This window comes from Stenotrophomonas sp. YJH_SMC_12-1, from assembly GCF_059370935.1.
Map to the genome: position 1 here is coordinate 119,131 of NZ_JCAFUD010000003.1, position 22,515 is coordinate 141,645.

At 67.6% G+C, this 22,515-nt stretch carries 19 protein-coding genes; 13 read left to right on the plus strand and 6 right to left on the minus strand.

Going from position 1 to position 22,515, the window contains the following annotated elements; genetic code table 11:
* Window positions 1–14 precede the first annotated feature (14 nt).
* The 5 genes from AC5P8Y_RS06740 (at window position 15) to AC5P8Y_RS06760 (ending at window position 6,263) form a co-directional block, all read left to right on the plus strand.
* A complete protein-coding gene (locus tag AC5P8Y_RS06740; RefSeq protein ID WP_033833697.1) occupies window positions 15–1,661 on the plus strand; it encodes a CsgG/HfaB family protein in 1,647 nt (548 codons plus the stop codon).
* A gap of 341 nt (window positions 1,662–2,002) precedes the next feature.
* Complete coding sequence (locus AC5P8Y_RS06745) at window positions 2,003–3,652, plus strand: M28 family metallopeptidase (RefSeq protein WP_033833698.1); 1,650 nt, start codon at window positions 2,003–2,005, stop codon at window positions 3,650–3,652.
* A gap of 212 nt (window positions 3,653–3,864) precedes the next feature.
* Complete coding sequence (locus AC5P8Y_RS06750) at window positions 3,865–5,124, plus strand: sensor histidine kinase (RefSeq protein ID WP_005407896.1); 1,260 nt, start codon at window positions 3,865–3,867, stop codon at window positions 5,122–5,124.
* Window positions 5,114–5,884: a LytR/AlgR family response regulator transcription factor gene (locus tag AC5P8Y_RS06755; protein ID WP_111108542.1), complete on the plus strand. Its 771-nt coding sequence runs from the start codon at window positions 5,114–5,116 to the stop codon at window positions 5,882–5,884. Before AC5P8Y_RS06750 ends, AC5P8Y_RS06755 begins: the two co-directional genes overlap by 11 nt.
* A 34-nt stretch (window positions 5,885–5,918) precedes the next feature.
* Complete coding sequence (locus tag AC5P8Y_RS06760; protein ID WP_005412111.1) at window positions 5,919–6,263, plus strand: hypothetical protein; 345 nt, start codon at window positions 5,919–5,921, stop codon at window positions 6,261–6,263.
* A 39-nt stretch (window positions 6,264–6,302) separates the two neighbouring features.
* Here AC5P8Y_RS06760 and AC5P8Y_RS06765 read toward each other — a convergent pair whose 3' ends face one another.
* The gene (locus tag AC5P8Y_RS06765) at window positions 6,303–6,917 is read right to left on the minus strand and encodes a hypothetical protein (RefSeq protein ID WP_005407899.1); all 615 of its coding nucleotides are present in this window, start codon (window positions 6,915–6,917) and stop codon (window positions 6,303–6,305) included.
* 309 nt (window positions 6,918–7,226) lie between these two features.
* Here AC5P8Y_RS06765 and AC5P8Y_RS06770 point away from each other — a divergent pair, with 309 nt between their 5' ends.
* The gene (locus AC5P8Y_RS06770; RefSeq protein WP_049402669.1) at window positions 7,227–8,156 is read left to right on the plus strand and encodes an oxygenase MpaB family protein; all 930 of its coding nucleotides are present in this window, start codon (window positions 7,227–7,229) and stop codon (window positions 8,154–8,156) included.
* Window positions 8,157–8,336: 180 nt separating this feature from the next.
* On the opposite strand, the gene AC5P8Y_RS06775 is transcribed toward AC5P8Y_RS06770, so the two are convergent.
* The gene (locus AC5P8Y_RS06775; protein WP_033833700.1) at window positions 8,337–8,924 is read right to left on the minus strand and encodes a TetR/AcrR family transcriptional regulator; all 588 of its coding nucleotides are present in this window, start codon (window positions 8,922–8,924) and stop codon (window positions 8,337–8,339) included.
* Window positions 8,925–9,057: 133 nt separating this feature from the next.
* Here AC5P8Y_RS06775 and AC5P8Y_RS06780 point away from each other — a divergent pair, with 133 nt between their 5' ends.
* On the plus strand, window positions 9,058–10,269 hold the full coding sequence (locus AC5P8Y_RS06780) for an MFS transporter (RefSeq protein WP_049402671.1): 1,212 nt from the start codon (window positions 9,058–9,060) through the stop codon (window positions 10,267–10,269).
* Window positions 10,266–11,438, plus strand: a complete 1,173-nt coding sequence (locus tag AC5P8Y_RS06785) for an MFS transporter (RefSeq protein WP_049402672.1) — start codon at window positions 10,266–10,268, stop codon at window positions 11,436–11,438. The genes AC5P8Y_RS06780 and AC5P8Y_RS06785 overlap by 4 nt, the downstream gene beginning before the upstream one ends.
* A gap of 224 nt (window positions 11,439–11,662) precedes the next feature.
* Here AC5P8Y_RS06785 and AC5P8Y_RS06790 read toward each other — a convergent pair whose 3' ends face one another.
* A complete protein-coding gene (locus tag AC5P8Y_RS06790; RefSeq protein ID WP_111108543.1) occupies window positions 11,663–13,774 on the minus strand; it encodes a M13 family metallopeptidase in 2,112 nt (703 codons plus the stop codon).
* Between the two features lie 176 nt (window positions 13,775–13,950).
* Here AC5P8Y_RS06790 and AC5P8Y_RS06795 point away from each other — a divergent pair, with 176 nt between their 5' ends.
* Window positions 13,951–17,013: a bifunctional diguanylate cyclase/phosphodiesterase gene (locus AC5P8Y_RS06795; RefSeq protein ID WP_495201869.1), complete on the plus strand. Its 3,063-nt coding sequence runs from the start codon at window positions 13,951–13,953 to the stop codon at window positions 17,011–17,013.
* 47 nt (window positions 17,014–17,060) lie between these two features.
* On the opposite strand, the gene AC5P8Y_RS06800 is transcribed toward AC5P8Y_RS06795, so the two are convergent.
* Window positions 17,061–17,942 (minus strand): LysR family transcriptional regulator, encoded by an 882-nt coding sequence (locus tag AC5P8Y_RS06800; RefSeq protein ID WP_495201870.1) that lies wholly within the window; start codon window positions 17,940–17,942, stop codon window positions 17,061–17,063.
* Window positions 17,943–18,038: 96 nt separating this feature from the next.
* Between AC5P8Y_RS06800 and AC5P8Y_RS06805 the strand changes: the two genes are divergently transcribed.
* The 3 genes from AC5P8Y_RS06805 to AC5P8Y_RS06815 all read left to right on the plus strand — a co-directional run bounded on the left by AC5P8Y_RS06805 (window position 18,039) and on the right by AC5P8Y_RS06815 (window position 21,036).
* The gene (locus AC5P8Y_RS06805; RefSeq protein ID WP_005407907.1) at window positions 18,039–18,449 is read left to right on the plus strand and encodes a DoxX family protein; all 411 of its coding nucleotides are present in this window, start codon (window positions 18,039–18,041) and stop codon (window positions 18,447–18,449) included.
* 31 nt (window positions 18,450–18,480) lie between these two features.
* Window positions 18,481–19,269 (plus strand): dioxygenase family protein, encoded by a 789-nt coding sequence (locus AC5P8Y_RS06810; RefSeq protein ID WP_005407908.1) that lies wholly within the window; start codon window positions 18,481–18,483, stop codon window positions 19,267–19,269.
* Between the two features lie 117 nt (window positions 19,270–19,386).
* Window positions 19,387–21,036: a Na+/H+ antiporter gene (locus tag AC5P8Y_RS06815; protein ID WP_005407909.1), complete on the plus strand. Its 1,650-nt coding sequence runs from the start codon at window positions 19,387–19,389 to the stop codon at window positions 21,034–21,036.
* Window positions 21,037–21,135: 99 nt separating this feature from the next.
* Here AC5P8Y_RS06815 and AC5P8Y_RS06820 read toward each other — a convergent pair whose 3' ends face one another.
* A complete protein-coding gene (locus AC5P8Y_RS06820; protein WP_005415112.1) occupies window positions 21,136–21,384 on the minus strand; it encodes a DUF3297 family protein in 249 nt (82 codons plus the stop codon).
* Window positions 21,385–21,474: 90 nt separating this feature from the next.
* Here AC5P8Y_RS06820 and AC5P8Y_RS06825 point away from each other — a divergent pair, with 90 nt between their 5' ends.
* On the plus strand, window positions 21,475–22,017 hold the full coding sequence (locus AC5P8Y_RS06825; RefSeq protein ID WP_005407911.1) for a DUF6630 family protein: 543 nt from the start codon (window positions 21,475–21,477) through the stop codon (window positions 22,015–22,017).
* Between the two features lie 219 nt (window positions 22,018–22,236).
* Here AC5P8Y_RS06825 and AC5P8Y_RS06830 read toward each other — a convergent pair whose 3' ends face one another.
* Entirely contained in the window at window positions 22,237–22,512 is a 276-nt protein-coding gene (locus AC5P8Y_RS06830; RefSeq protein WP_033833707.1) for a DUF4031 domain-containing protein, read from the minus strand.
* Window positions 22,513–22,515 lie beyond the last annotated feature (3 nt).

The following is a 22,515-nucleotide window of genomic DNA, read 5'->3' on the forward strand; positions in this document are numbered from 1 at the left end:
CGAGGCGAATCTCCATGCGTATGACAACCCGTTTGATCGGCCTGGGCCTGGCCGCCGCGCTGCTTGCAGCCTGCGGCAAGCAGGACACCCCGGCCGCCGCGCCCGCCAAGGACAAGGCAACCAGTGCACTGGCCAGCAATGCGCCAGTGGAAGCAGCGCCCCTGCGTGGCACGCCGGATTTCGGCGGCACCACCCAGGTCGCGCGCGAAGCCGACGGCATCGGCAGCACCCCGGAACTGGCGGTGCTGGCGGCGCTGCAGTCGGCCGTGGCGCAGGTCAACGGCGTACGCGTGGCCAGCCAGATGCAGGGCCTGCGCGCAGGCCTGCATGTGGATGTGGATGGCGAACACGTCGGCGATATCCGCGCCGACGCGTTCACCCAGCAGATGATCGCCGGCTCGCAGGGCGCGGTGCTGGGCTATGAAATCCTGTCGCAGGATGAAGTGCGGCAGCTGGACGAGGAAACCATCGCCCGCGTGCGCGCCAGCGATGAAGGCTGGAGCTTCAAGGGCTCGGCGTCGGCCACTGCGTCCGGCGAAGCCTCGGCCAAGAGCGGTTCGGCCTCGGCCAGCGTCAGGGAAAGCTACGACGAGAAGGTCAGCGTCGATGCCAAGCGTGGTGCAAGCTCGTTCGATTCCGACGTGACCCACCGCAGCATGCGCAGCTACTGGAAGGTGCGCGTGCGTGCACAGATCGCCCAGTACCGCGCACCGGACGAACAGGGCAAGCCGAAGATCGTGGTTGCACTGCCGCGCACCAAGGCCGGCAGCTACGCCGTAGGCGATGGCCGCGTGGATGCCGATGAAGTGGCCGACGCGATCCGTGCGCGCCTGTCCGACACGCTGACCCAGACCCAGCGCTTCATCGTGCTGGACCGCGAGTTCGGCGACGAACTGCAGGCCGAGATCGACCACATCAACAGCGGCAACGTGCGCCTGCAGGACACCGCGCGCGTGGGCCAGCAGCTGGCGACCGATCTGATCCTGATACCGACCATCGAACGCTTCGAGTACCCGCGCAGCGTGCGCAACCTGCGCATGTCCGACCGCCAGGTGACCTCGTACTCCGGTGGCGGCCGCATCACCCTGCGCCTGATCAACGCCACCACCGGCCAGGTGGTGATGTCCGACAGCTTCGACCACCAGCTGGCCTCGACCGGCCCCAGCACCCTGCCGCGCGTGGTCAACGGCCGCAACATGGCCGCGGCGATGATGGAATCGCTGTCGGGCCAGATCGGCACCAGCATCGTCACCACGCTGTTTCCGGTGTCGGTGGTCTCGGTGGACGGTGACCAGGTGGTGCTGAGCCAGGGCGGTGACACCGTGCAGGCCGGCCAGCGCTGGCAGGCCGTGCGCCTGGGCGAAGAACTGAAGGACCCGCAGACCGGCCGCTCGCTGGGCCGCAGCGAACACCCGTGCTGCACCATCCGCATCGACCGCGTCGCTGCACAGACCTCGTACGGCACCATCGAAGACGGCGTCGACGCGATGCGCGGCGGTTTCCGTCCGGGCCAGATCGAACTGCGCCAGAAGCTGGGCAGCAAGCCGGCCGCCGCCGCCGCAGGTGCGACTGCCTCGGCCGCTCCCGCAGCTGCCGCACGCCCGGCCGCCAAGCCGAAGCCCAAGCCCGCTGCCACGCCGGCCGAAGACCCGAACTGGTAACAGGCTCAAGCAACACACCGATGGGGTCAGATCCCTTTCCCGCCGGGAAAGGGATCTGACCCCTTCTTGTTTCAGTCCGTGTCGACCAAGGTCGACACCCACCAACAGCAGCGGGAAGCTGTCGAAGGCGGGATGGGTCCGATTGCGGGGGTGTCCGCGGCATGGATGCCGCGGCCAAGCCCCCAAGGACGGGTTTGCGGCGTCCCCCGCAACCGGACCCACCCCGCCATCCCACCGAATGCCTGCTTCTGCTGTTGCTGTTGCCCTGGCATCGGCAGGTGCAGGGCGCAGCCCTGCCGAATCCCATTACACTCCAGAAGGATTTCCTGCTGGAGAGAGCAATGAAACGAGTAGTACTGGGCGTGCTGGCTCTGTCGGTGTCGAGCGCACTGATGGCGGCGACCCCGAAATTCGATGGCGCGCGGATCTCCGCCGACGTCAAGGAACTGGCCTCCGACGCCTACGAAGGCCGCTCCCCGGCCACCGCCGGCGAAGAAAAGACCATCGCCTTCCTCAGCAAGCAGTTCGCCGACGCCGGCCTGCAGCCGGGCGGTGACCTCAAGGACGGCAAGCGCCTGTGGACCCAGGCCGTGCCGCTGCGCAAGGGGGACATCGTCGGCGCGCCGCAGTTGGCATTGCACCAGGGCGGCAAGACCCTGCCGCTGGAACAGGGCAAGCAGATTGCCGTGCGCGCCGCCATGAACGGGGCCAGCAACGTCGACATCAGCAAGGCCCCGCTGGTGTTCCTCGGCTACGGCGTGAAGGCCCCGGAGCGCAACTGGGACGACTTCAAGGGCGTGGACCTGAAGGGCAAGATCGCCGTCGTGCTGATCAACGACCCGGACTTCGAGACCGGCCAGGGTGACTTCGACGGCAAGGGCATGACCTACTACGGCCGTTGGACCTACAAGTACGAAGAAGGCGCCCGCCAGGGCGCGCTGGGCGTGCTGATCGTGCACGAGACCGCACCGGCGTCGTATGGCTGGGCGACCGTGGCCGGCTCCAACACCAACACCATGTTCGATGTGGTGCGCGACAACCCGGCCGACAGCCACCCGCTGCTGGAAGGCTGGATCCAGCGCGACCTGGCCGTTGAGCTGTTCCGCTCGGCCGGGCAGGATTTCGAGGCGCTGAAGAAGAAGGCGCAGCAGCGCGACTTCACCCCGGTGCCGCTGACCGGCGCCAGCTTGGACGCGAAGTACGCGGTGAAGACCGAAGTGATCACCTCGCACAACGTGGCCGCGCGCCTGGAAGGCAGCCGCCACCCGGACGAGACCATCGTCTACAGCGCGCATTGGGACCACATCGGCGTGGGCGAGCCCGACGCACGTGGCGACCGCATCTTCAATGGCGCACTGGACAACGCCAGTGGCACCGCCTCGCTGATCGAACTGGCCCGTGGCTTCGCCAAGGCCAAGCGTCCGGAGAGGTCAGTGCTGTTCCTGGCGGTCACCGCCGAGGAAAAGGGCCTGCTGGGTTCGGAGTACTACGCCACCCATCCGCTGTATCCGCTGGAGAAGACCGTGGCGGTGATCAACATGGACGGCATGGCGCCGTTCGGGCCGTCACGGGACTTCGGCATCTACGGTGCCGCGCGTTTCGAGCTGCTGGACCAGCTGAAGGACGTGGCCAAGGGCTGGGATATCCGCTACACCCCGGACCCGAAGCCGGAAGCCGGCCTGTTCTTCCGCTCCGATCACTTCCCGTTCGCCAAGCGTGGCGTGCCGGCGCTGTCGTGGTCGGCCGGCCAGGACTGGGTGGACGGTGGGGTGGCCGCAGGCAAGAAGGCCTCCGAGGACTACACCGCCAAGCGCTACCACCAGCAGGGCGACGAATGGCAGCCGGACTGGGTGTTCGCCGGTGCCGCCCGCGACCTGGAAGTGCTGTACACGCTCGGCAACCAGCTGGCCAACACGCGCAGCTGGCCGAACTGGAGCAAGGACGAATCGTTCCGCGCCGTGCGCGATGCCAGCGCCGACCAGCGCAAGTAAGGGCATGCGCCGGGTTCGCCCGGCGCCTCCCGGGTAGTGCCGGCCGCTGGCCGGCATCCCTGTGATGCATGCGGAGATAGTGGGGAGCCGGCCAGCGGCCGGCACTACCAGATGGCTTTCCATCCCCGCTTTTCCGGCCTTCGTCGCAGCCCGCTTGTTTGCCCGGCGGGCCGCTCTATGCTCGGCTCACCCCCTTCCTCCAAGGCGCCGCCGTGTTCGCCAGCCTCTCTCTCCTGATCCGCCACCTGCTGGCCTGGGCCGCCGCGCTGGTTGTCGCCGGCATGGTCTGGAGCGGCATCTTCAGCGGCATGAACGATGGCCCGGGCTGGGTGTTCGGCCTGCTGGCGATGTTCCTGATGATCTCCGCGCTGGGCAGCGCGATCACCCATGTGCGCCGGGTGTGGCTGGTGGCCGGCCGATTGGATTCGACCACGTTGTCCGGGCGCCAGCGCCGCCAGGTGGAACTGCCGATGGATGCCGGCCAGGCCTATGCCGTGGTGGAAGCGGCAATTGCCGAACTTCCGCGCGTGGAAGATGTGGAAAGCTCGGCCGGCAGCCTGCAGGTGCGCGCCTACGTGCGCCGGGTCGACCTCTGGAATGGCCGCCAGCCGTCGCGCTGGAACCTGCCGGCGCGGTTGGCGATCAAGCGCAACAGCGTGCTGGCGACGGTCACGCCGGGGCAGGGCACCAGTACCGTCACTCTGCTGTTCGAACCGGATGCTGGCTGGTGGGCCGATCTGCTGGCGCTGGATGAGGGCAGCAACTTCGAGAACGCCGAAGCGGTCACCCGCGCGATCAGCCGCCGCGTGGCCGACCAGCGCCGCGATGAGCAGGCCGCCGCCGAACAGACCCAGGTGGAAAAGGAACTGTCGGTCGCGCGCTTGAACCTGCTGCATGCGCAGGTGGAGCCGCACTTCCTGTACAACACGCTGGCCAACGCGCAGGTGCTGACCCGCACCGACCCGGCACGTGCCGAGCAGATGCTGGGCCACCTGATCCAGTACCTGCGCAGCTCGTTGCCGCAGGTGGACGAGTCGGTGTCGACGCTGGGCGTGGAGCTGGAACGCACGCGCGCCTACCTGGAGATCCTGCGTATCCGCATGGGCGCACGGTTGGCGGTGGAAGTGCAGGTACCGAATGAGCTGCATGGCGTGCACCTGCCGGCGATGGCACTGCAGACGTTGGTGGAGAACGCGATCAAGCACGGCCTGGAACCCAAGCCCGGCGGTGGCACGATCTGGATCCTGGCGCGTGGGTTTGATGACCATGTGACCGTGACCGTCGCCGACGACGGGCTCGGCTTCGGCCAAGGCACCAGCGGCACCGGCATCGGCCTGAAGAACCTGCGCGAACGCCTGCGCCTGACCTGTGGCGAGCAGGCCGGCGTGGCGATCGTTGCCAACTTCCCCAGCGGTGTGGCCGCGACCATGACCTTGCCGCAGACACACAAGGAGCGCAGCCATGCCGCTTGAAGCCCTCATTGCCGAAGACGAGGAACTGCTGCGGCAGTCACTGGTGGAACAGCTGCGCCGGTTGTGGCCGGAGCTGAAGCTGGTGGCCGAGTGCGAGGACGGCGCCAGTGCGCTGGAGCAGCTGGCCGAGACGCAGCCGGACATTGCGTTCCTCGACATCCGCATGCCCGGCATCAGTGGCATCGAAGTTGCGCGCTCGCTGTCCGAGCTGAGCCCGCGTACCCAGGTGGTGTTCGTCACCGCCTATGACCAGTACGCCATCGACGCGTTCGAGCAGGGCGCGATGGATTACCTTCTGAAGCCGGTCAGTGACGAACGCCTGCTGGCGACGCGTGAGCGCATCCTGTCGCGGCTGCCATCGACGCGCCAGGATGACGCCGTGCTTGAACGCCTGCTGCAGCGGCTGGGGCCATCGCAGGGTGCTGCCGAGCGCCCGCCGCTGGCCTGGATCACCGCCAGCAACGGCCGCGAGACGCAGCTGATCATGCTGGAAGATGTCGCCTACTTCCGTGCCGACAACAAGTACACCACCGTGGTCACCTCTGCCGGCGAGAGCCTGTTGCGCACACCATTGCGCGAACTGCTGGAAGTACTCGACCCGCAGCACTTCCGCCAGATCCACCGCTCCACCATTGTCAACATGAAGGCGGTGGCGGCGGTCAGCCGCGACGATACCGGGCGCGGTGTGCTGCGGCTGCGGGGCCGGACGGAAACACTGGTGGTCAGCCAACCATTCATGAGCCTGTTCCGCGGCATGTAGCCGCACCGCTCCTTTCCGCTACCAGGAGCATTGCATGCGTCTTTTCCTGCTTGCAGCCCTCGCTGCACTGGCGCTTGCCGGTTGCCAGAAGTCCACCGAAACCGCGATTACCCGCACCACTGCCAATGGCGTGGACACGCTGTACAGCAAGCGCACGGTAGTGGACGGCGTGGCGCGTTTTGAGTGCATGGCCAGCCGCAGCGGTCAGTGCCATTACCTGTTGCTGGACCCGGCCTGTCGTCCTGACGCCGCGTGTGCGAGAGCGCCGATACGGTCGTTCGCGTTGGCGGTCGGCACCACCCAGGAGTTCAGGGACCTGCCGAAAGGCTTCGCCCAGTGCGTCAGCGAGGATCGGAAAGAACAATGCCACCGTGAGTGATCACGGTGGCATTGTGGGTCCCCCCGCTTCCCTGAAGGGTCAGTAGGCAGGCTGCAGTGTCAGGTCGTGGTGGTGCTCGTTCTCGCCCACGTGGTTGAGGCGGCCGACCAGTTCGGAGTGCTGCTTCATGCGCCCGATCTCGGTCATGATGCGGATGTCCTCGTGGCGCAGCTCGCGCTTGGCGGTGACCGCCTGCTTGTAATCGAGCACTTCCGGGTAATGCTCGGCCAGTTCCAGGGCCTCGGCCACGTGCTCGACGCTGTCGGCCTTGGAGCTGATGCGTGCGCGACTGTTGAACGCCTTCATCCAGCGCTCGAAACCGGCCTGCTGATCGAACATGTTGGCCATGAACCAGATCACGAACAGGATCGAGACCCACGAGCCGAACACGACTACCACGCGGGTGAACGTGATATGGAAGTCGTCACGCCACAGGTAGTTGGCGATCAGGCCAAGAATCAGCAGCGAGGCTGCCTGCCAGCCGACGATCGAGGCGATCAGCCATTGGCACTTGGCCTGCGCCAGCACGGCTACTTCATCGCGGATCTGCTGCTCGCTGAGATTGCGCCAATGCGCGACCTGTTTATCGAACGGGCTGCTGTAGAGCTCGTTGTCGCGAAGCAGAATTCCCAAACCCTTGAACAAAGCAATCATGGCTGGCTCCTTGTGGAACGTGCGTCGATCAGCATTGGACGGTGTGGCGGGTCCAGTTCTAGCACTTCCAGCGAGCCGTGCAATGGTCGCCATGCCAAGCCGCGTAAGCGCCTTCTCTGAATCGGTGAATGTTGCTGCATCGCAGCATCGAGGCCGGAGCCTGCGACAGGATGTCGCAGGGTGAAATGTGCTGCGGCCGCACATGAAACCGTGGCTGAGTGCGAAGACTCGCCGCCGGCGTCGTGATCGCCCAGAATCGGGGCCGACCGCGCAACTCGCGGCCACCCTTTCGCTTTTCCTGGACCTGTGATGCCGGCTCTGCTGCAGCGACTCTCCCGCCCCGTCACCGCGCCGATCCGGCGCTGGGTACTGGAGGCCTTCCCCCGTGGTCAGAGCGGCATCGATTACGACCAGCCGCTGGGTGACCCGGGCTGGTTTGGACCTGACAGCGTGACCTGGCGCCTGCACGCGGAGTTCCCCTCGATGCTGGCCGGGGGCCTGTGTGCGCTGATGCTGCAGACCCTGCATCCGCGCGCGCTGGCCGGGGTCTACGACCACTCCAATTTCCGTCAGGACCTGGTGGGTCGCCTGCGTCGCACCACCGCGTTTGTCGCCGGTACCAGCTATGCACCCAGCGGGGAGGTAGAGGCGCTGGTGGCCAAGGTGCGCCGCATCCATGCACAGATCCGCGGCCAGACCGCGCAGGGCGAGCCCTACGCGGCGGACGATCCACAACTGCTGACATGGGTGCACGTGACTGAGGCGTTTGGTTTCCTGCAGGGCTTTCGTCGCTACGGGCGCGAGGTGCCGGCGCACATCGCCGACCGCTACTACGACGAGTACCGCCGCGTGGCCGAAGCACTGGGTGCGGTGGATGTGCCGCGCAGTGAAGCCGAGGTGGCAGCGTACTTCTGCGCGCGGCAACCGGAGCTGCGTGTGGACGAGCGCTCGCGTGAAGTGCTGGAGGTGTTGTCCGGCGTGCGCCTGCCGGTACCGGTGCCGGGGCTGTCGCGCGAGGTGTTCCTTGGCGCCGGTGCGGCACTGCTGCCGGACTGGGCCGAAGGCATGCTTGAACGCAGCGGCCGCCAGCGTGCGCAGGCGGCCGCTTCAGCGAAGCTGATGCAGGGCATGGCGCCGCTGTTCCGCCGTGCGCTGCCCGATGGCCTCGCCAGCCGCGCCTGTGCGCGCATGGGCGTGCCAGTGGAAGCCCTGCGCGAGTGGCCCACCGTTCCCCGGTAGGTGCCAACCTTGGTTGGCACGCGCTGCGCGATAAAGCTTCATCCACGCATGGCGTGGATCTACTGATGCCATGGTTTTGGTTGGCACACGCGTTGCGCGCGGTGCCGCAGAAGGGCCAACCAAGGTTGGCCTCTACCAGAGCGGATGCGGCAGTATATCCACGCCATGCGTGGATGGGCCTCACCCGGCCGACTTCAACCCACGCAACAGCATCTCCAGCGCCACCGTCGCTTGCCGCAGGCGCGTGTCGCCATCCTCGCCCTCGGCGATCCAGAACGCGGCCTCGGCCAGGCTGCCGTAGATCAGCGATGCCAGCGCCTGCGCATCCACCGGCATCGCTACGCCCTGCGCGATCAACTGTTCGATCAGGCGCTGCATCGAGTGCACGCAGTGGCGCTGCGATTCCGGTGAGGCGCCACCCAGCACCGCGCGCGCGTCACGCAGCACGATGCGCTGGATCTCCGGCTCCAGCGCCATCTCCAGATAGGCACGGCAGCGCTGCACGAAACCGTCCCAGGCATCATCCGCGCCATCGCTGATCGCCTGCAGGCGCAGGTCGGTCTCGGCATCGAGCTGGGCGACCACTGCGGCCAGCAGTCCCTTCTTGTCGCCGAAGTGGTGGTAGAGCGCACCCCGCGTCAGGCCGGCCTGGGCGGTCAGGTCATCCATCGAGGTGGCGGCATAGCCATGCTCGCTGAACACGCGGCGGGCGGTGGCCAGCAGGCTGGCACGGGTTTCTTCCATCTCGGCGCGGGTGCGACGGACCATCCGGAACTCCTTACATACGCAGTGCATGATTATTTACATACGTCGCGTATGAATGTAGGCTCTTATTCATACGCTCTGTATGTATTGTCGTGGCGCCGGGAGCGCCAGGCAAGCCGCTGCCCTGGAGATCCCGATGGCCACCCCCTACCGCGACCTGTTCGCCGCCCCCGGCACCGCCCGCCTTGCCTTGGCCGGCCTGCTGGCCCGCCTGCCGCTGCCGATGACCGGCATCGGCATCATCACCCTGCTGTCGCAGCTGCGCGGCAGCTATGCCTTGGCCGGTGCGGTGTCTGCCACCTTCGTGCTGACCTATGCGCTGCTGTCACCGCAGGTATCGCGCTGGGTCGACCGGCGCGGGCAGGGCAGGGTGCTGCCATGGGCTACTGCGGCCAGTGCGGCAGGGTTGTTGCTGCTGCTCGCGTGCACGCTGCTGGCTGCGCCAGACTGGGCGCTTTTCGTCGCCGCCATGCTGGCTGGGTGCATGCCCAGCGTGTCCGCAATGGTGCGCGCACGCTGGACTGCGATCCATCGCGGTCGCCCGCAGCTGCAGACCGCGTATTCGCTGGAGACCGTGTTCGATGAGGTGACCTTCATCGTCGGTCCACCGTTGTCAGTGGGGCTGTCGGTGGCGGTATGGCCACAGGCCGGCGTACTGGCGGCCGCCCTGCTGCTGGTGGTCGGCGTCGCCGCATTGGTGCTGCAGCGGGGCACCGAGCCGCCGCTGCAGCAGCACGAAGGTGCAACTCCCTCGGGCTCGCTGCTGCGGCACACGGAGATCCGCCTGCTGGCGTTGCTGATGCTGGCGATGGGCGTGATTGTCGGTACGGTCGACATCACCAGCGTGGCCTTCGCCGAACAGCGGGGGCAGCCGCTTGCCGCCAGCGTGGTGCTGTCGGCCTATGCGCTGGGCAGCTGCGCGGCGGGCCTGCTGTTCGGGGCACTGAAGCTGCAGGCGCCGTTGCGGCGCCTGTTGCTGCTCGGTGCAGCAGCTACCTCGATGACCACCCTGCCGCTGCCGTGGGTCGGCAGCCTGCCCGGGCTGGCCGTGGCGGTGCTGCTGGCCGGGGTGTTCTTCGCACCGACGATGATCGTGGCGATGTCGCTGGTCGAACAACGCGTGCCCGAATCGCGCCTGACCGAGGGCATGACCTGGCTGCTGGCCGGATTGAACATCGGCGTGGCGCTGGGCGCGGCGCTGTCCGGGCAGAGCGTCGATGCGGGGGGCGTGCGTAGCGGCTTTGTCGTTGCACTGGTGGCAGGCGGGGGCGTGCTGCTGTTGGCCGTTCTCGCGCGACGTGCCTTGCGCCCGGCTGCCGCATCCACCCCTGAAGGAATTATCCCGTGAGCGCTTCGTCGCCTGCGCATGCCGCGCCTGTGCATCGCCATCCGTGGTGGGCGGTTTCTGCGGTTGGCCTCGCCACCTTCTCGGTGGTCACCACCGAAATGCTGCCGGTGGGCCTGCTGACCCCTGTCGCCGAAGATCTCGGCGCGTCCACCGGCACCGTCGGCCTGATGATCTCGCTGCCGGCCCTGCTGGCGGCAGTGTTCGCACCGCTGGTGGTGATCGCAGCCGGCGGCATCGATCGTCGTCGCATCCTGTGTGTGCTGCTGGGGCTGCTGCTGGTCGCCAACGTTGCTTCGGCGCTGGCACCCGGCATCGGCTGGCTGCTGGCCGCGCGCGTACTGGTGGGGTTCTGCATGGGCGGGATCTGGGCCATCGCTGGTGGGCTGGCAGCCCGCCTGGTACCGGCGCATCGCATCGGCCTGGCCACCTCGATCATCTTCGGGGGCGTGGCCGCAGCATCGGTTCTGGGGGTGCCGCTGGGTGCACTGATCGGCGACGCCCTGGGCTGGCGCTTCGCGTTCGCAGCGATGGCGCTGTTCAGTGCGGCGGTGATGCTGCTGCATCTGTGGGTGGTTCCCGCGTTGCCGGTGGTGGCGTCGGTGCGCCCGGCGCAGTTCGTGCAGCTGCTCGGCCACCGTGGCCTGCAGCGCGGCCTATGCCTGACGCTGCTGCTGGTAGCGGGTCACTTCATTGCGTTCACTTATGTACGCCCGTTGCTGACCCTGCGATCGGGCGCGGATGCCGCTTGGATCGGCGCGCTGCTGTTCGCCTATGGCATGGCGGGCATCGCGGGCAACTTCATCGCCGGGCCACTGGCCGCTCGTCACCCGCGCGGCATGCTGCTGGCGATCTCTTGCGGCCTGCTGCTGACGCCGTTGTTGTTCCTGTGGCTGGGCGGCACACCCACCGGCGGCATTGTGGTGCTGCTGCTGTGGGGCCTGGCCTATGGCGGCGTGTCGGTCGGCCTGATGAGCTGGATGATGAAGGCAGTGCCGCATGCGGTGGAGATCGCCACCGCGCTGTATGTCGGTGTGTTCAACATCGGCATCGCAATGGGCGCGTGGGGCGGTGGATGGCTGCTGGATGGCGTGGGCCTGCATGCGAATCTGTGGGCCGCGGCCGGGCTTGCCATGGTCGCCACGCTGGTGATTGCCACAACGCGCCGGTAGATCCACGCCATGCATGGATGGCTTGTAGTCCTGTAGACCTGTAGATATGCCGACTAACGTCGGCATCCACCCGAGCGGGGCATTTGCCAACCAAGGTTGGCAGCTACCAGAGCGAGGCATGTGCCGACCAAGGTTGGCATCCACCCGAGCGGGGCATTCGCCAACCAAGGTTGGCAGCTACCGGGAAATGAAACGGGCGCCTCGCGGCGCCCGTTCCGGTTACATCACCACACCTTGACCCGCTTGTCCGGGGCCAGGTAGAGCTTCTGGCCTTCCTTTACTTCGAACGCCGGATACCAGGCGTCGATGTTGCGCACGGTGAGTGCGCGGAACTGCCCTGGCGCATGCACATCGGTCAGCAGCGAGTTGCGCAGCGCCTGCTCGCGGCTCTTGCTGCGCCACGCCTGGGCGAAGCCCAGGAAGAAGCGCTGGTCCGGCGTGAAGCCTTCCAGGGTCTGGCCCGGCTTGCCCTGCAGCGACAGCTGGTAGGCATCGTAGGCAGTGCCCAGGCCGGCCACGTCGGCGATGTTCTCGCCCAGGGTCAGCTTGCCGTTCACATGCACGCCCGGGAACGGCTCGTAGCTGCTGAACTGCGCGGCCAGCGCATCACCGGCGGCGTTGAACTGCTTCAGGTCCTCGGCGGTCCACCAGTTGTGCAGCTTGCCGGTCTCGTCGAACAGCGCGCCGGCGTTATCGAAGCCATGGCTGATCTCATGGCCGATCACCGCGCCGATCGCACCATAGTTCACTGCGTCGTCGGCGGCACCGTCGAAGAACGGCGGCTGCAGGATCGCGGCCGGGAACACCAGGCGGTTTTCCAGTGGCACGTTCATCGCATTGATGGTCTGCGGCAGCATCGCCCACTCGCTGTGGTCGACTGCCTTGCCCAGCTTGGCGATGTTGCGCTGGTACTCGAACAGTTCGGCGCGCTGCGCATTGCCCAGCGCGTCATCACGGCGGATCTCCAGGCCGGTGTAATCACGCCACTTTTCCGGGTAGCCCATGCCCACGGTCAGGCCGGCCACCTTGGCCTTGGCGCTGGCCTTGGTCTGCGGCGACATCCACGCGAGCGCATCGATGCGCTTGGCGAAGGCGGCGATGATGTTCTTCGCCATCTCGTCCGCGCGTTCCTTGGTCCTGGCGTCGAAGTGCTTCTCGACGTAACGCTTGCCGATCGCTTCGCCGACGGCATGGTTGGCGTCGTCCACCGCACGCTTCCAGCGGTCGCTCTGCTGCGGCGTGCCGCTCAGCGCGGTGCCGTGGAAGGCGAAGCGGGCATCGGCGAACTTCTTCGGCAGGTAGGCAGCGGCGCGGTCCAGCGCGTGGAAGGCCAGGTAGTCCTTCCAGGCATCCAGCGGCTCGGTGGCGACCAGCCTGGACAGGCCGGCCACGGCCTTGGGCTGCCAGACGATGAAGTCCTGCTGCTTGCCCAGTGCGGCCGCGTCGAGGAAGGCGCTCCAGTCCATGCCCGGCGCCTTCGCATTGAAGTCGGCCTGGGTCCACGGATTGGCACCCTTGGTCACGTCATTGGTTTCTTCCTGGGTGGCGTGCGCCTGCGCGATCTTCGTTTCCAGCGCGAGAATGCGCTGTGCCTTGCCCGCCGGATCGGCGACGCCGGCCAGCTGCAGCATCTGTGCGATGTAGGCCTGGTACTGCTTGCGCAGCTCGGCCATGCGGCCACCGCCCAGGTAGAAGTCGCGGTCGGGCATGCCCAGGCCGCCCTGCACCAAGTACGGCGCGGTGCGGTCCGGCTGCAGCAGGTCCACCGACACCCACAGGCCGAACAGGCGGTCGGTGTAGAAGTTGGTGGCATTGAGCAGGTCGACGTCGGCACGCACGTCGCCGCCCAGGGCACGGGCCAGGCCGGCCTTGTCGGCGATCGCGTCGATCGCCTTCAGCTGCGGCTGTACCGGCGCAATGCCGTGCTGCTCGATGCCGGCCTCGTCCATGTAAGCAGCGTAGTAGTCGCCGATCAGCTTGTCGTCACCGCTGGCCTGGGTGTTGCCGGCGGCGCCCTCAAGAATGGCGCGGGTGTCGGCCAGGGTCTTCTCGGCAATGACGTTGAAGCTGCCGAAGCGCGAGCGGTCGGCCGGGATCTCGGTGTTCTTCACCCAGGTGCCGTTGGCGAAGCCGAAGAAGTCATCACCGGGGGCAATGCTGCGGTCCATGCCGCTGGCATCGAAGCCGAAGCTGCCCAGCATCGGCTTGGCCGCAGCGGGTGCAGCCTCGGCGGGCTTGGCGGTGCCAGCGGCCGGATCGGCCGGACGGTCGCAGGCAGCCAGGGACAGGCTGGCAACGATGGCCAGTGCCAGGGTGGGACGGCGCAGCTTGGACATGGACTTCTCTTGCAGCGGAAAACCCCAAGTCTAATCCGCCGCAGCCCGGCTGGCCGTCCCTGTGGCTGGCCGGTCCTGTGCAGGATCTGGCTGAACGCGCCGAAGCGATCTTCACGCCGTCACCGGGGTGGTGCATGCTGGGCCCTGGAGCCCTGCGCGGACACGGGGAGGTGGCCATGCAGGACGGGGTCAGGCGTCAAGAATGGCGTCCGCCGGCCGTTGAGGTCGGGGATGTGGAGGATTCGTTCGCGCATGAAGCCAGCCGACTGCACAAGGAAGATCGACCGATGCCCGCGTTGAAGCGGGCGTTGGCCCGTCCGTTGCGCGCCATCACCTGGGGCGGCGTGCTGCTGGGCCTGTTGCTGGTGGCCGGATTGGCCACCATGCTGGCCAACGACCATCACCGCCGCCTGGAGGCGGCGCAGCGGCAGAGCCGGGCGCTGGCGGTGGGGAGCGAGCGCCTGCTGGCGCTGGAACTGCGCAATCTGGAGCGGGCGATGACCGGCATCGCCGGCGATGCCGGTGAGTTGTTCCGCAGCGTGCCGTCACAGGCTCCGGCACTGCTGGAGGCGGCCATCGGTGGCGTGCTGCGCCGCCACGCTGAACTGCACAGCATCGTGGTGCTGGACCGCCACGGGCGCGCGCTGACCGCCGGGCGCGGCGACCTGCAGCTGCCGCTGTGGACCGACCCGCTGCGCCGGGGGCAGGGCAGTGCCCTGTACATCGGCCCGCCGCAGCGGGCCAGCGATGGCGACTGGGTGGTGCCGCTGGCACTGCCGATGGCCGGTGAACGCTGGCTGTTGGCACGGCTGCGCTGTGGTGAACTGCAGCGCATCGCCGGCGGCCTGGATGTTGGTCCCAACGGGCTGGTCTCGATCACCGACGCCGAGGGTTACATGCTGGCGCGCGTGCCCGATCCGCATGGCACGGTCGGTCGCCGCTACGACCTGCCGCGGCGTGACCTGCTCGGCAAGCAGGCGGTGGTCGAGCTCGGCAGCCTGCCCGGCGTGGTCGATGGTGTGCCGCGCATCACGACCATCAGTACGCTCGACCGCAGCCCGCTGGCGGTGCAGATCGGCCTGGCCGATGAAGACGTGCTGGCACCCTGGTGGCCGTACCTGCAGGCATCGGTGGCGATCGTGCTGGCCTACGTCGTGGTGCTGCTGGTGCTGCTGTATGCGGTGCGCCGCAGTACCCGCAGCCAGCAGGCGATGGCCGAGGAACTGAAGGCGGGCCATGCCGAGCTGCGTCTGGCCCATCAGGTCGGGCGTGTCTGCACCTGGTACGTGGATGAGGACGCCGCGCTGCTGCGCTGGTCGCCGCTGGCCCGCGAGATCTTTGGGGTACAGACCGACGCCTTGCCGGTCGCGGATTTCTTCGCGCGCGTGCATCGCGATGATGCCGCGCGCCTGCAGCAGGCTTTCGACCAGGCCTTTGCCGGCGGCGCAGTGCTCGACCAGGTGTTCCGCCTGGTGCTGCCCGGTGGTGAAGTGCGCTGGGTCGGCGCGCGCGGACAGCGGGTGGAGGTGGCCGACAGCGAACGACGCATGATCGGCGCGTTGACCGACCTGAGCGAACGCTATCAGGCGCGCGAGCAGATGAACGAAGTGGAACGCCGCTTCCGCCTGCTGTTCGACCGCAACCCGGCGCCGTTCTGGGTGTTCGACCCGGACACGCTGCGCTTCATCGAGGTCAACGACGCTGCAGTGCGCCAGTACGGCTACAGCCGCGACGAGTTCCTGGCGATGAGCATCCTCGACATCCGCCCGCGCGAAGGCTGGGACGAAGTGCGTGGTGCCATCCAGCGGGCGCAGGTGGGCGATCCCCCCGACGCAACCGTGCGCCTGCACCGGCGCAAGGACGGCAGTGTGTTCGAGGTGCGCGCACACCTGTCCAAGCTCGATTTCGACGGACAGCCCGCGTGCCTGGTGCTGGCCGAGGATGTGAGCGAACGGCTGGCCTACGAGCGCGACCTGGCCTACCAGGCACGGCACAACCCGGCCACCGGCCTGCTCAACGTGCGTGCATTGACCGACCAGCTGGATGAGCAGGGCGAGGGCTATACCATCGCCTTCGTGCAACTGCGCGGACTGCAGCTGGTGGCCGATACGCTGGGCCGTGAGATCGGTGATGCGGTGCTGCAGTCGATGGCGACCCGCCTGGGCGGGTTGGGCGCACGCTGCGGCACGCTGGCGTTCCAGCCGGCGGAGGACTTCGTGTTCGCCATCGGTTCGGAGCACGATACCCAGCGCGTGCTGGACGACCTGCTGCAGATCGTGTCGGCGCCGATGCGTGGCAAGGATTCACTGCACCAGTTCGAGCCGCGCATCGGCGTGGCGGTGCATGTGGCCGGTGACGGCCACAGCGCCGAACAGGTGATCGGCATGGCCGCGCAGGCGGCGCACGCGGCGCGTGCCGAGGGCAACGTGGTGGTCTGGTTCGACGCAGCGGTGACCACGCGGCTGGCCGACCGGTTGCGCCTGGCCGGGCGCATCCATGCGGCCATCGACAACGAGTTCCAGCTGTACTTCCAGCCGATCCGGCATGCCAGCGATGGCAGCCCGGCGGCATTGGAGGCATTGCTGCGCTGGCCGCAGGCTGATGGCAGCTTCATCCCGCCCAATGAGTTCATCCAGCTGTGCGAGGACACCGGGCTGATCCTGGCACTTGGCCGCTGGGTGATCCGAGCGGCAGCGAAGGCACAGCGGCGGTTGGTCGAGGCCGGGTGGGGCGAACTGCCGATTGCGGTCAACGTCTCGGCCGTGCAGTTCTTCAACAGCGACCTGGTGGCCGAGTTCACCCGCGCCCAGCAGGAGTTCGGGTTGGCGCGGGGTGCGCTGCATGTGGAACTGACCGAGAGCAGCCTGATGCGCAAGCCGGGGCAGGCGATGCAGACCATGCAGCGCCTGCACGAGCAGGGCATCAGCGTGTCGCTGGATGACTTCGGCACCGGCTATTCCAGCATGTCCTACCTGCAGCACCTGCCGCTGGACATCCTGAAGATCGACCGCAGCTTCGTGGCGGACGTGGAAACCAATCCACGCAACGCCTCGATCTGCCGCGCACTGCTGTCGCTGGGCCACAGCATGGGCCTGACCATCATCGCCGAAGGCGTGGAGACGCCGGGACAGCTGGACTGGCTGGCTGCGCACGGCTGTGACCAGGTGCAGGGCTACCTGCTGGGGCGGCCGGCACCGCTGGAACGGATCATCGATGCGCTGGACGAAGTCGCTGCCTGAGCGGATCTCGGATTTGCCGGTCGCTGGCCGGCAAACACCAGACTCGTCTACACCCCGCTTTCCACCAGATGATCGATGAAACTGCGCACCTTCGGTGCCAGGTGGCTGCGGCTGGTGTAGACCGCGAAGATGCCGATCGGCGAGGCCTCCCACTCGGGCAGGACGCGCATCAGACGGCCATCGGCCAGTGCGTCTTCCAGCAGGAAGTCCGGTTGCAGGATCACGCCCATGCCGGCGATCGCCGCTTCGCGCAGCACGTCGCCGTTGTTGGCGTGCAGCAGGCTGCTTACCGCCACCTTCACTTCACCGCCGGGCCCCTGCAGCGGCCAGTGATCACCGGCGGCCCAGTAGCTGTAGCTCAGGCATGCGTGTGCCTGCAGCTCCTGCGGGGTCTGCGGGGTGCCGTGTGCGGCCAGGTAGGCCGGCGCGGCGCACAGGCTCACCCGCGATTCGCCCAGGCGGCGCGCGATCAGCGTGGGACCGGGCTCGCGGGTGATGCGGATGGCCACGTCGTAGCCTTCCTCGACCATGTCCACCAGCCGGTCGGACAGCGCCAGGTCCAGCTCCACCTGCGGGAAGCGCTGGCGATAACTGGCCAGCAGCGGGCCGAGGCGGGCAATGCCCCAGCTCACCGGTGCGTTGATGCGCAGCGTGCCCGAAGGCTCCAGCGCCTGCGCGCCGATACTGGCTTCCAGCGCGTCGAATTCGGCCAGCAGGCGCACGCACTGGGCGTAGTAGGCGGCGCCGGCACTGGTCGGGCTGACCCGGCGCGTGGTGCGGTGGAGCAGGCGGGTGGACAGGCGCTTTTCCAGCGCCGCGACCTGGCGCGTGACGCCGGCGGTGGACATGTCCAGGGCCTGGGCGGCGGCACTGAAGCCGTTGCGCTCGACCACCGCCACGAACACGCGCATCGCCTCGAGGGTGTCCATTGTTGCGCCTTGTGAAATAAATACGGTCAAACGATCGTATTTATCGGCCAGTGAAGGCGCAATAACCTGTGCCCACTCCCTTCAAGGTGCTTTGCCATGCACACCACGACCGCTCCTGTTTCGCCGCTGGCGCCGTATGGCGCCACCCTGCTGCGCCTGGCTCTGGGCGTGCTGTTCCTGGTCCACGCACTGACCAAGCTGCTGGTGTTCACCCCGGCCGGTACGGCGGCGTTCTTCGAGTCTCTGGGCCTGCCCGGTGTGCTCGGCTACCTCACCATCGGCGTCGAACTGGTGATCACCGTCGCGCTGCTGCTGGGCATCTACGCACGCTGGGTGGGCCTGGTCGGCGTGCCGCTGCTGCTGGGCACCATCGTCACCGTGCACGGCGCCAACGGCTTCGGTTTCGCCAATGCCGGCGGCGGCTGGGAATACCCGGCGTTCTGGGCATTGGCGCTGGTGGTGCTGTTCCTGCTCGGCGATGGCAAGTGGACCCTGCGTTCGCGCTGATCGCCGCCTGATCCTGCAACTGGAGAATTCCATGTCCCGCCTGCCTTCGCTGTACATCTCCCATGGTTCGCCGATGACTGCCCTGCAGCCGGGCCAGGTTGGCGTGCGCCTGGCCGAGCTGGCGCGCGATCTGCCGACGCCCCGCGCCATCGTGATGGCTTCGGCGCACTGGCTGGGCCGGCAGCCGCTGGTTGGCGCGCATCCACAGCCGCCGACCATCCACGACTTCGGTGGCTTCCCGCGCGCGCTGTTCGAACTGCAGTACCCGGCACCGGGTGATCCGGCACTGGCCGAAGAAGTGGCCGGCCGCATCGCCGCCGCAGGCCTGCCAGTGGCCATCGACCCGCAGCGTGGCCTCGACCACGGCGCGTGGGTACCGCTGCGGCTGTTGCGCCCTCAGGCGGACATCCCGGTGGTGCCGGTGTCGATCCAGCCGCTGCTCGGCCCCGAGCATCAGTTCGCGCTGGGCCGTGCGCTGGCGCCGCTGCGCGAACAGGGCGTGCTGCTGGTCGGCTCCGGCAGCATCACCCACAACCTGCACGACTGGGGCGACTACCAGGACGGCAAGGAAGCGCCGTACGTGCGGCCCTTCATCGAATGGGTGGAGCAGCGCCTGGCCGCTGATGACCGCCAGGCCCTGCTGGATTACCGCCGGCAGGCGCCGTTCGCCGAACGCGCGCACCCGACCGACGAGCACCTGCTGCCGCTGTTCTTTGCAATGGGCGCGGCCGGCGAGGGTGGTTTCGGCGCACGCCGCATCGATGCCGGCATCGATGCCGGCTTTCTTGCCATGGATCTGTACCGCTTCGACGGGGCATGAGCCGGGGCTGACGCGCGGCGGCCCCGGCCGTCGCGGCCATGGCCGCATGTGGTAGTTTTTTCCGGGTTTCCGGCGCTGGCCTCCAAGCCTCCCCACGCGCCGCTTCCTGGAAGAAGCATGCATACCATTGAAGTCGTCCTGGCGATGCTGGTGGCCGTTGTCGCCAGCGGCTACCTGGTTCGCGTCCTGCCGTTCTCGTTGCCGCTGCCGCTGGTGCAGATCGGCCTGGGTGCGGTCATCGCCGGGGTGTTCAACCGTGGCCACGCGCTGGAGCCGGAAGTGTTCTTCCTGCTGTTCCTGCCACCGCTGCTGTTCCTCGATGGCTGGCGCATTCCCAAGCAGGGCCTGTTCCGCGACAAGGGCGCGATCCTCGAACTGGCGTTCGGCCTGGTGGTGTTCACCGTCATCGGCGCCGGCTTCCTGATCCACTGGTTGATTCCGGTGATGCCGCTGGCGGTGTGCTTCGCGCTGGCGGCCATCGTCTCGCCGACCGACCCGGTGGCGGTGGGCGCGATCGCTTCGAAGGCGCCGATTCCCAAGCGCCTGATGCACATCCTGGAAGGCGAGTCGCTGCTGAACGATGCCTCGGGCCTGGTCTGCTTCCGCTTCGCGGTGGCGGCGGTGATGACCGGCACCTTCTCGCTGGCCACGGCCTCGCTGACCTTCGTGTGGGTGGCGGTGGCGGGATTGGCGGTGGGCGTGGCGGTGACGCTGGGTGTGTCCACCTTCCAGCGCTGGCTGTGGCGCCGCTTCGGCGAAGAGCCCGGCGCGGCGATGCTGGTCAACCTGCTCATTCCGTTCGCGGCCTACCTGCTGGCCGAAGAGATCCATGCCTCGGGCATCCTCGCCGCGGTCGCCGCCGGTATCGCGATGAGCTATGTCGAGCTGACCGGTCGCGTCTCCGGCAGCATGCGCGTGCAGCGCGCCGGGGTCTGGAACATGCTGCAGTTCAGCTTCAACGGCATCATGTTCGTGCTGCTGGGCGAGCAGCTGCCGGGCATCGTCGAACGCGCCACCACCACCATGAACGAGACCGGCCACCAGAGTGCGTGGTGGCTGCTGGTGTATGTGGTGGTGATCAATCTGGCACTGGTCGTGCTGCGCCTGTTGTGGGTGTGGTTGTCGCTGCGCTGGAACCTGCTGCGCGCGCGCCGTCGCGGCCTGGAGCGGGGCGAGGCACCGAACTGGCGCATCGTGGTGGCGACCTCGGTGGCCGGCGTGCGCGGTGCGATCACCCTGGCCGGTGTGTTGACCCTGCCGCTGTTCCTGCCCGACGGCAGTGCGTTCCCGGCGCGTGACCTGGTGATCTTCCTGGCCGCATCGGTGATCCTGTTCTCGCTGCTGGGCGCCAGCATCGCGCTGCCACAGCTGCTGAAGGGCCTGCAGCTTCCGGCTGACTCGGGCGAGCGCAAGGAAGAGGACCTGGCACGCCGGCTGTCGTCGAAGGCCGCGCTGGCCGGGGTCGAGCGCATGCGTCAGCAGCTGGTGATGAACCAGAACACCGAGAACGTGCAGCTGTACAACGACGCCGCCTCGCGGGTGAGCCTGCTCTACCAGCGCCACCTGGAGCGCGATAGTGATGGGCCCGACGTGGACCCGGAGAAGGTACGGCGCATGGAAATGGGCTACCGCCAGCTGCGCAGCGCCGGTCTCAATGCCGAGCGCGAGGAGCTGTTCCGGTTGACCCGGCGCGGGGTGATCTCCGATGAGATCTCGCGGCGCCTGATCCGCAACCTGGACCTGCTGGAATCGCGCAAGCGCGAATGACCCTGTACCCCGGGTGGGTGCGGACCTTGGTCCGCGTTGATCGGGGTCAGATCCCTTTCCGCAGGAAAGGGATCTGACCCCAGGATCCGGGAGCCGTGCTTATTCCGGCTTCTGGTCCAGGAAATACACCTCGACCTTGCCCTTGACCTTGATGGTCATCGGGTTGCCGCGGCGGTCGCGGGCCTTGCCGGCCTGCACGCGGATCCAGCCTTCGCTGACCGAGTATTCCTCGACGTTGTCACGCTCGACGTCGTTGAAACGCACGCCGACGCCGCGCTCCAGCGCCTGCGCATCATGGAAGGGGCTGGCCGGGTTGATCGCCAGGTGGTCGGGAGGGGTATCGCTCATCGCTTCATTCACAGTGACGGCCACCAAGGCCGGCTTCAGCGGCACAGGATAAACCGTAGAATGCCGGCCTGCCCCAGAGGAAGTTCCGCCATGCCCGACAACAGCGACTATTTCGACTTCGAGGAAGACATCCACGACTTCGACGAAGATGGCTTCGAGGCACGGGTCTGGAACCTGCTGGTGCTGATCAACCCGGGCGACGAGGAACTGGCCCTGCAGCAGTTCAACCGCTGGCGCGAGCACCTGGCCGAGGACGGGCAGCCGCTGGAAGCGGACAGCGACTGGCTGCCGGCCCTGTTCACGGCCATCGCCTGGCAGTCGGGTTTCGAGGTGGAACGCGACGATCTGGAATCGCTGCAGTCGGCGGTGAACGAGCTGTCGGCGCGCTTCAACCTGCAGCTGGACTGGGGCGGCGACCTGGATGACGAGGACTTCGCCGAAGACCTGGACGGCGTGCAGCTGATGTCCACCGCCTTCGACCGCCTGCGCGAGCACAACTACACGCTGTGGAGCGTGGATGCCGGCAGCGACGGCTTCACCGGCGTGATGGCGCTGACCCGCGACGACGACGCAATGCTGGCGCTGTGCTCGCTGCTGAACGTGGAAATCCGCCTGGGCAGCGACCCGTTCTGAGCGATGGGCCGATCCGCCCGGCACCACCCGGCGGGGACGTTCTGCTGGGCCCGCCCTGATGGGTTGATCCGCTGGAGACGACCCGACGGGGTAGAGTCGACTGTTGGTCGACTATCGCGCGCAGCGCGGGGTTCTCGCGGCCGGATGGGAGAGCAGTCGACTGACAGTCGACTCTACCCGGTCGGTGCCGGTTGGTGGCCGGCGAACCCGCGACGTGGCCTACGGCCGGTACTGCGCCCTGGCGTTGGCAATCACCGCTTTGACCAGGTCACGGTCGGTGTGCCGTGAGATCGCCCGCGCACCGAGCGCGATCGCCTGTGCGCGCAGCTCGGAAGTGACATCGTAGTGGGCACCGCTGGCCTTGTTCTGGAAGGCCCGCGGGGGAATGCCGAGCTGCGCCGCCATCGCGTGCAGCTCGGCCAGGGTGTCGGCCATCAGGTGCGCCCAGCGCTGTCCGCGCCAGGGATGCACCGCGTCATCGACGTAGACCGTCACCGC

Bases quoted from the DNA above. Each gene is read 5' to 3' on its own strand.
- AC5P8Y_RS06740 (WP_033833697.1), top strand. From the start codon at position 15: ATGCGTATGACAACCCGTTTGATCGGCCTGGGCCTGGCCGCCGCGCTG.
- AC5P8Y_RS06745 (WP_033833698.1), top strand. From the start codon at position 2,003: ATGAAACGAGTAGTACTGGGCGTGCTGGCTCTGTCGGTGTCGAGCGCA.
- AC5P8Y_RS06755 (WP_111108542.1), top strand. From the start codon at position 5,114: ATGCCGCTTGAAGCCCTCATTGCCGAAGACGAGGAACTGCTGCGGCAG.
- AC5P8Y_RS06760 (WP_005412111.1), top strand. From the start codon at position 5,919: ATGCGTCTTTTCCTGCTTGCAGCCCTCGCTGCACTGGCGCTTGCCGGT.
- AC5P8Y_RS06765 (WP_005407899.1), bottom strand. From the start codon at position 6,917: ATGATTGCTTTGTTCAAGGGTTTGGGAATTCTGCTTCGCGACAACGAG.
- AC5P8Y_RS06770 (WP_049402669.1), top strand. From the start codon at position 7,227: ATGCCGGCTCTGCTGCAGCGACTCTCCCGCCCCGTCACCGCGCCGATC.
- AC5P8Y_RS06775 (WP_033833700.1), bottom strand. From the start codon at position 8,924: ATGGTCCGTCGCACCCGCGCCGAGATGGAAGAAACCCGTGCCAGCCTG.
- AC5P8Y_RS06780 (WP_049402671.1), top strand. From the start codon at position 9,058: ATGGCCACCCCCTACCGCGACCTGTTCGCCGCCCCCGGCACCGCCCGC.
- AC5P8Y_RS06790 (WP_111108543.1), bottom strand. From the start codon at position 13,774: ATGTCCAAGCTGCGCCGTCCCACCCTGGCACTGGCCATCGTTGCCAGC.
- AC5P8Y_RS06795 (WP_495201869.1), top strand. From the start codon at position 13,951: ATGCAGGACGGGGTCAGGCGTCAAGAATGGCGTCCGCCGGCCGTTGAG.
- AC5P8Y_RS06800 (WP_495201870.1), bottom strand. From the start codon at position 17,942: ATGGACACCCTCGAGGCGATGCGCGTGTTCGTGGCGGTGGTCGAGCGC.
- AC5P8Y_RS06805 (WP_005407907.1), top strand. From the start codon at position 18,039: ATGCACACCACGACCGCTCCTGTTTCGCCGCTGGCGCCGTATGGCGCC.
- AC5P8Y_RS06810 (WP_005407908.1), top strand. From the start codon at position 18,481: ATGTCCCGCCTGCCTTCGCTGTACATCTCCCATGGTTCGCCGATGACT.
- AC5P8Y_RS06815 (WP_005407909.1), top strand. From the start codon at position 19,387: ATGCATACCATTGAAGTCGTCCTGGCGATGCTGGTGGCCGTTGTCGCC.
- AC5P8Y_RS06820 (WP_005415112.1), bottom strand. From the start codon at position 21,384: ATGAGCGATACCCCTCCCGACCACCTGGCGATCAACCCGGCCAGCCCC.
- AC5P8Y_RS06825 (WP_005407911.1), top strand. From the start codon at position 21,475: ATGCCCGACAACAGCGACTATTTCGACTTCGAGGAAGACATCCACGAC.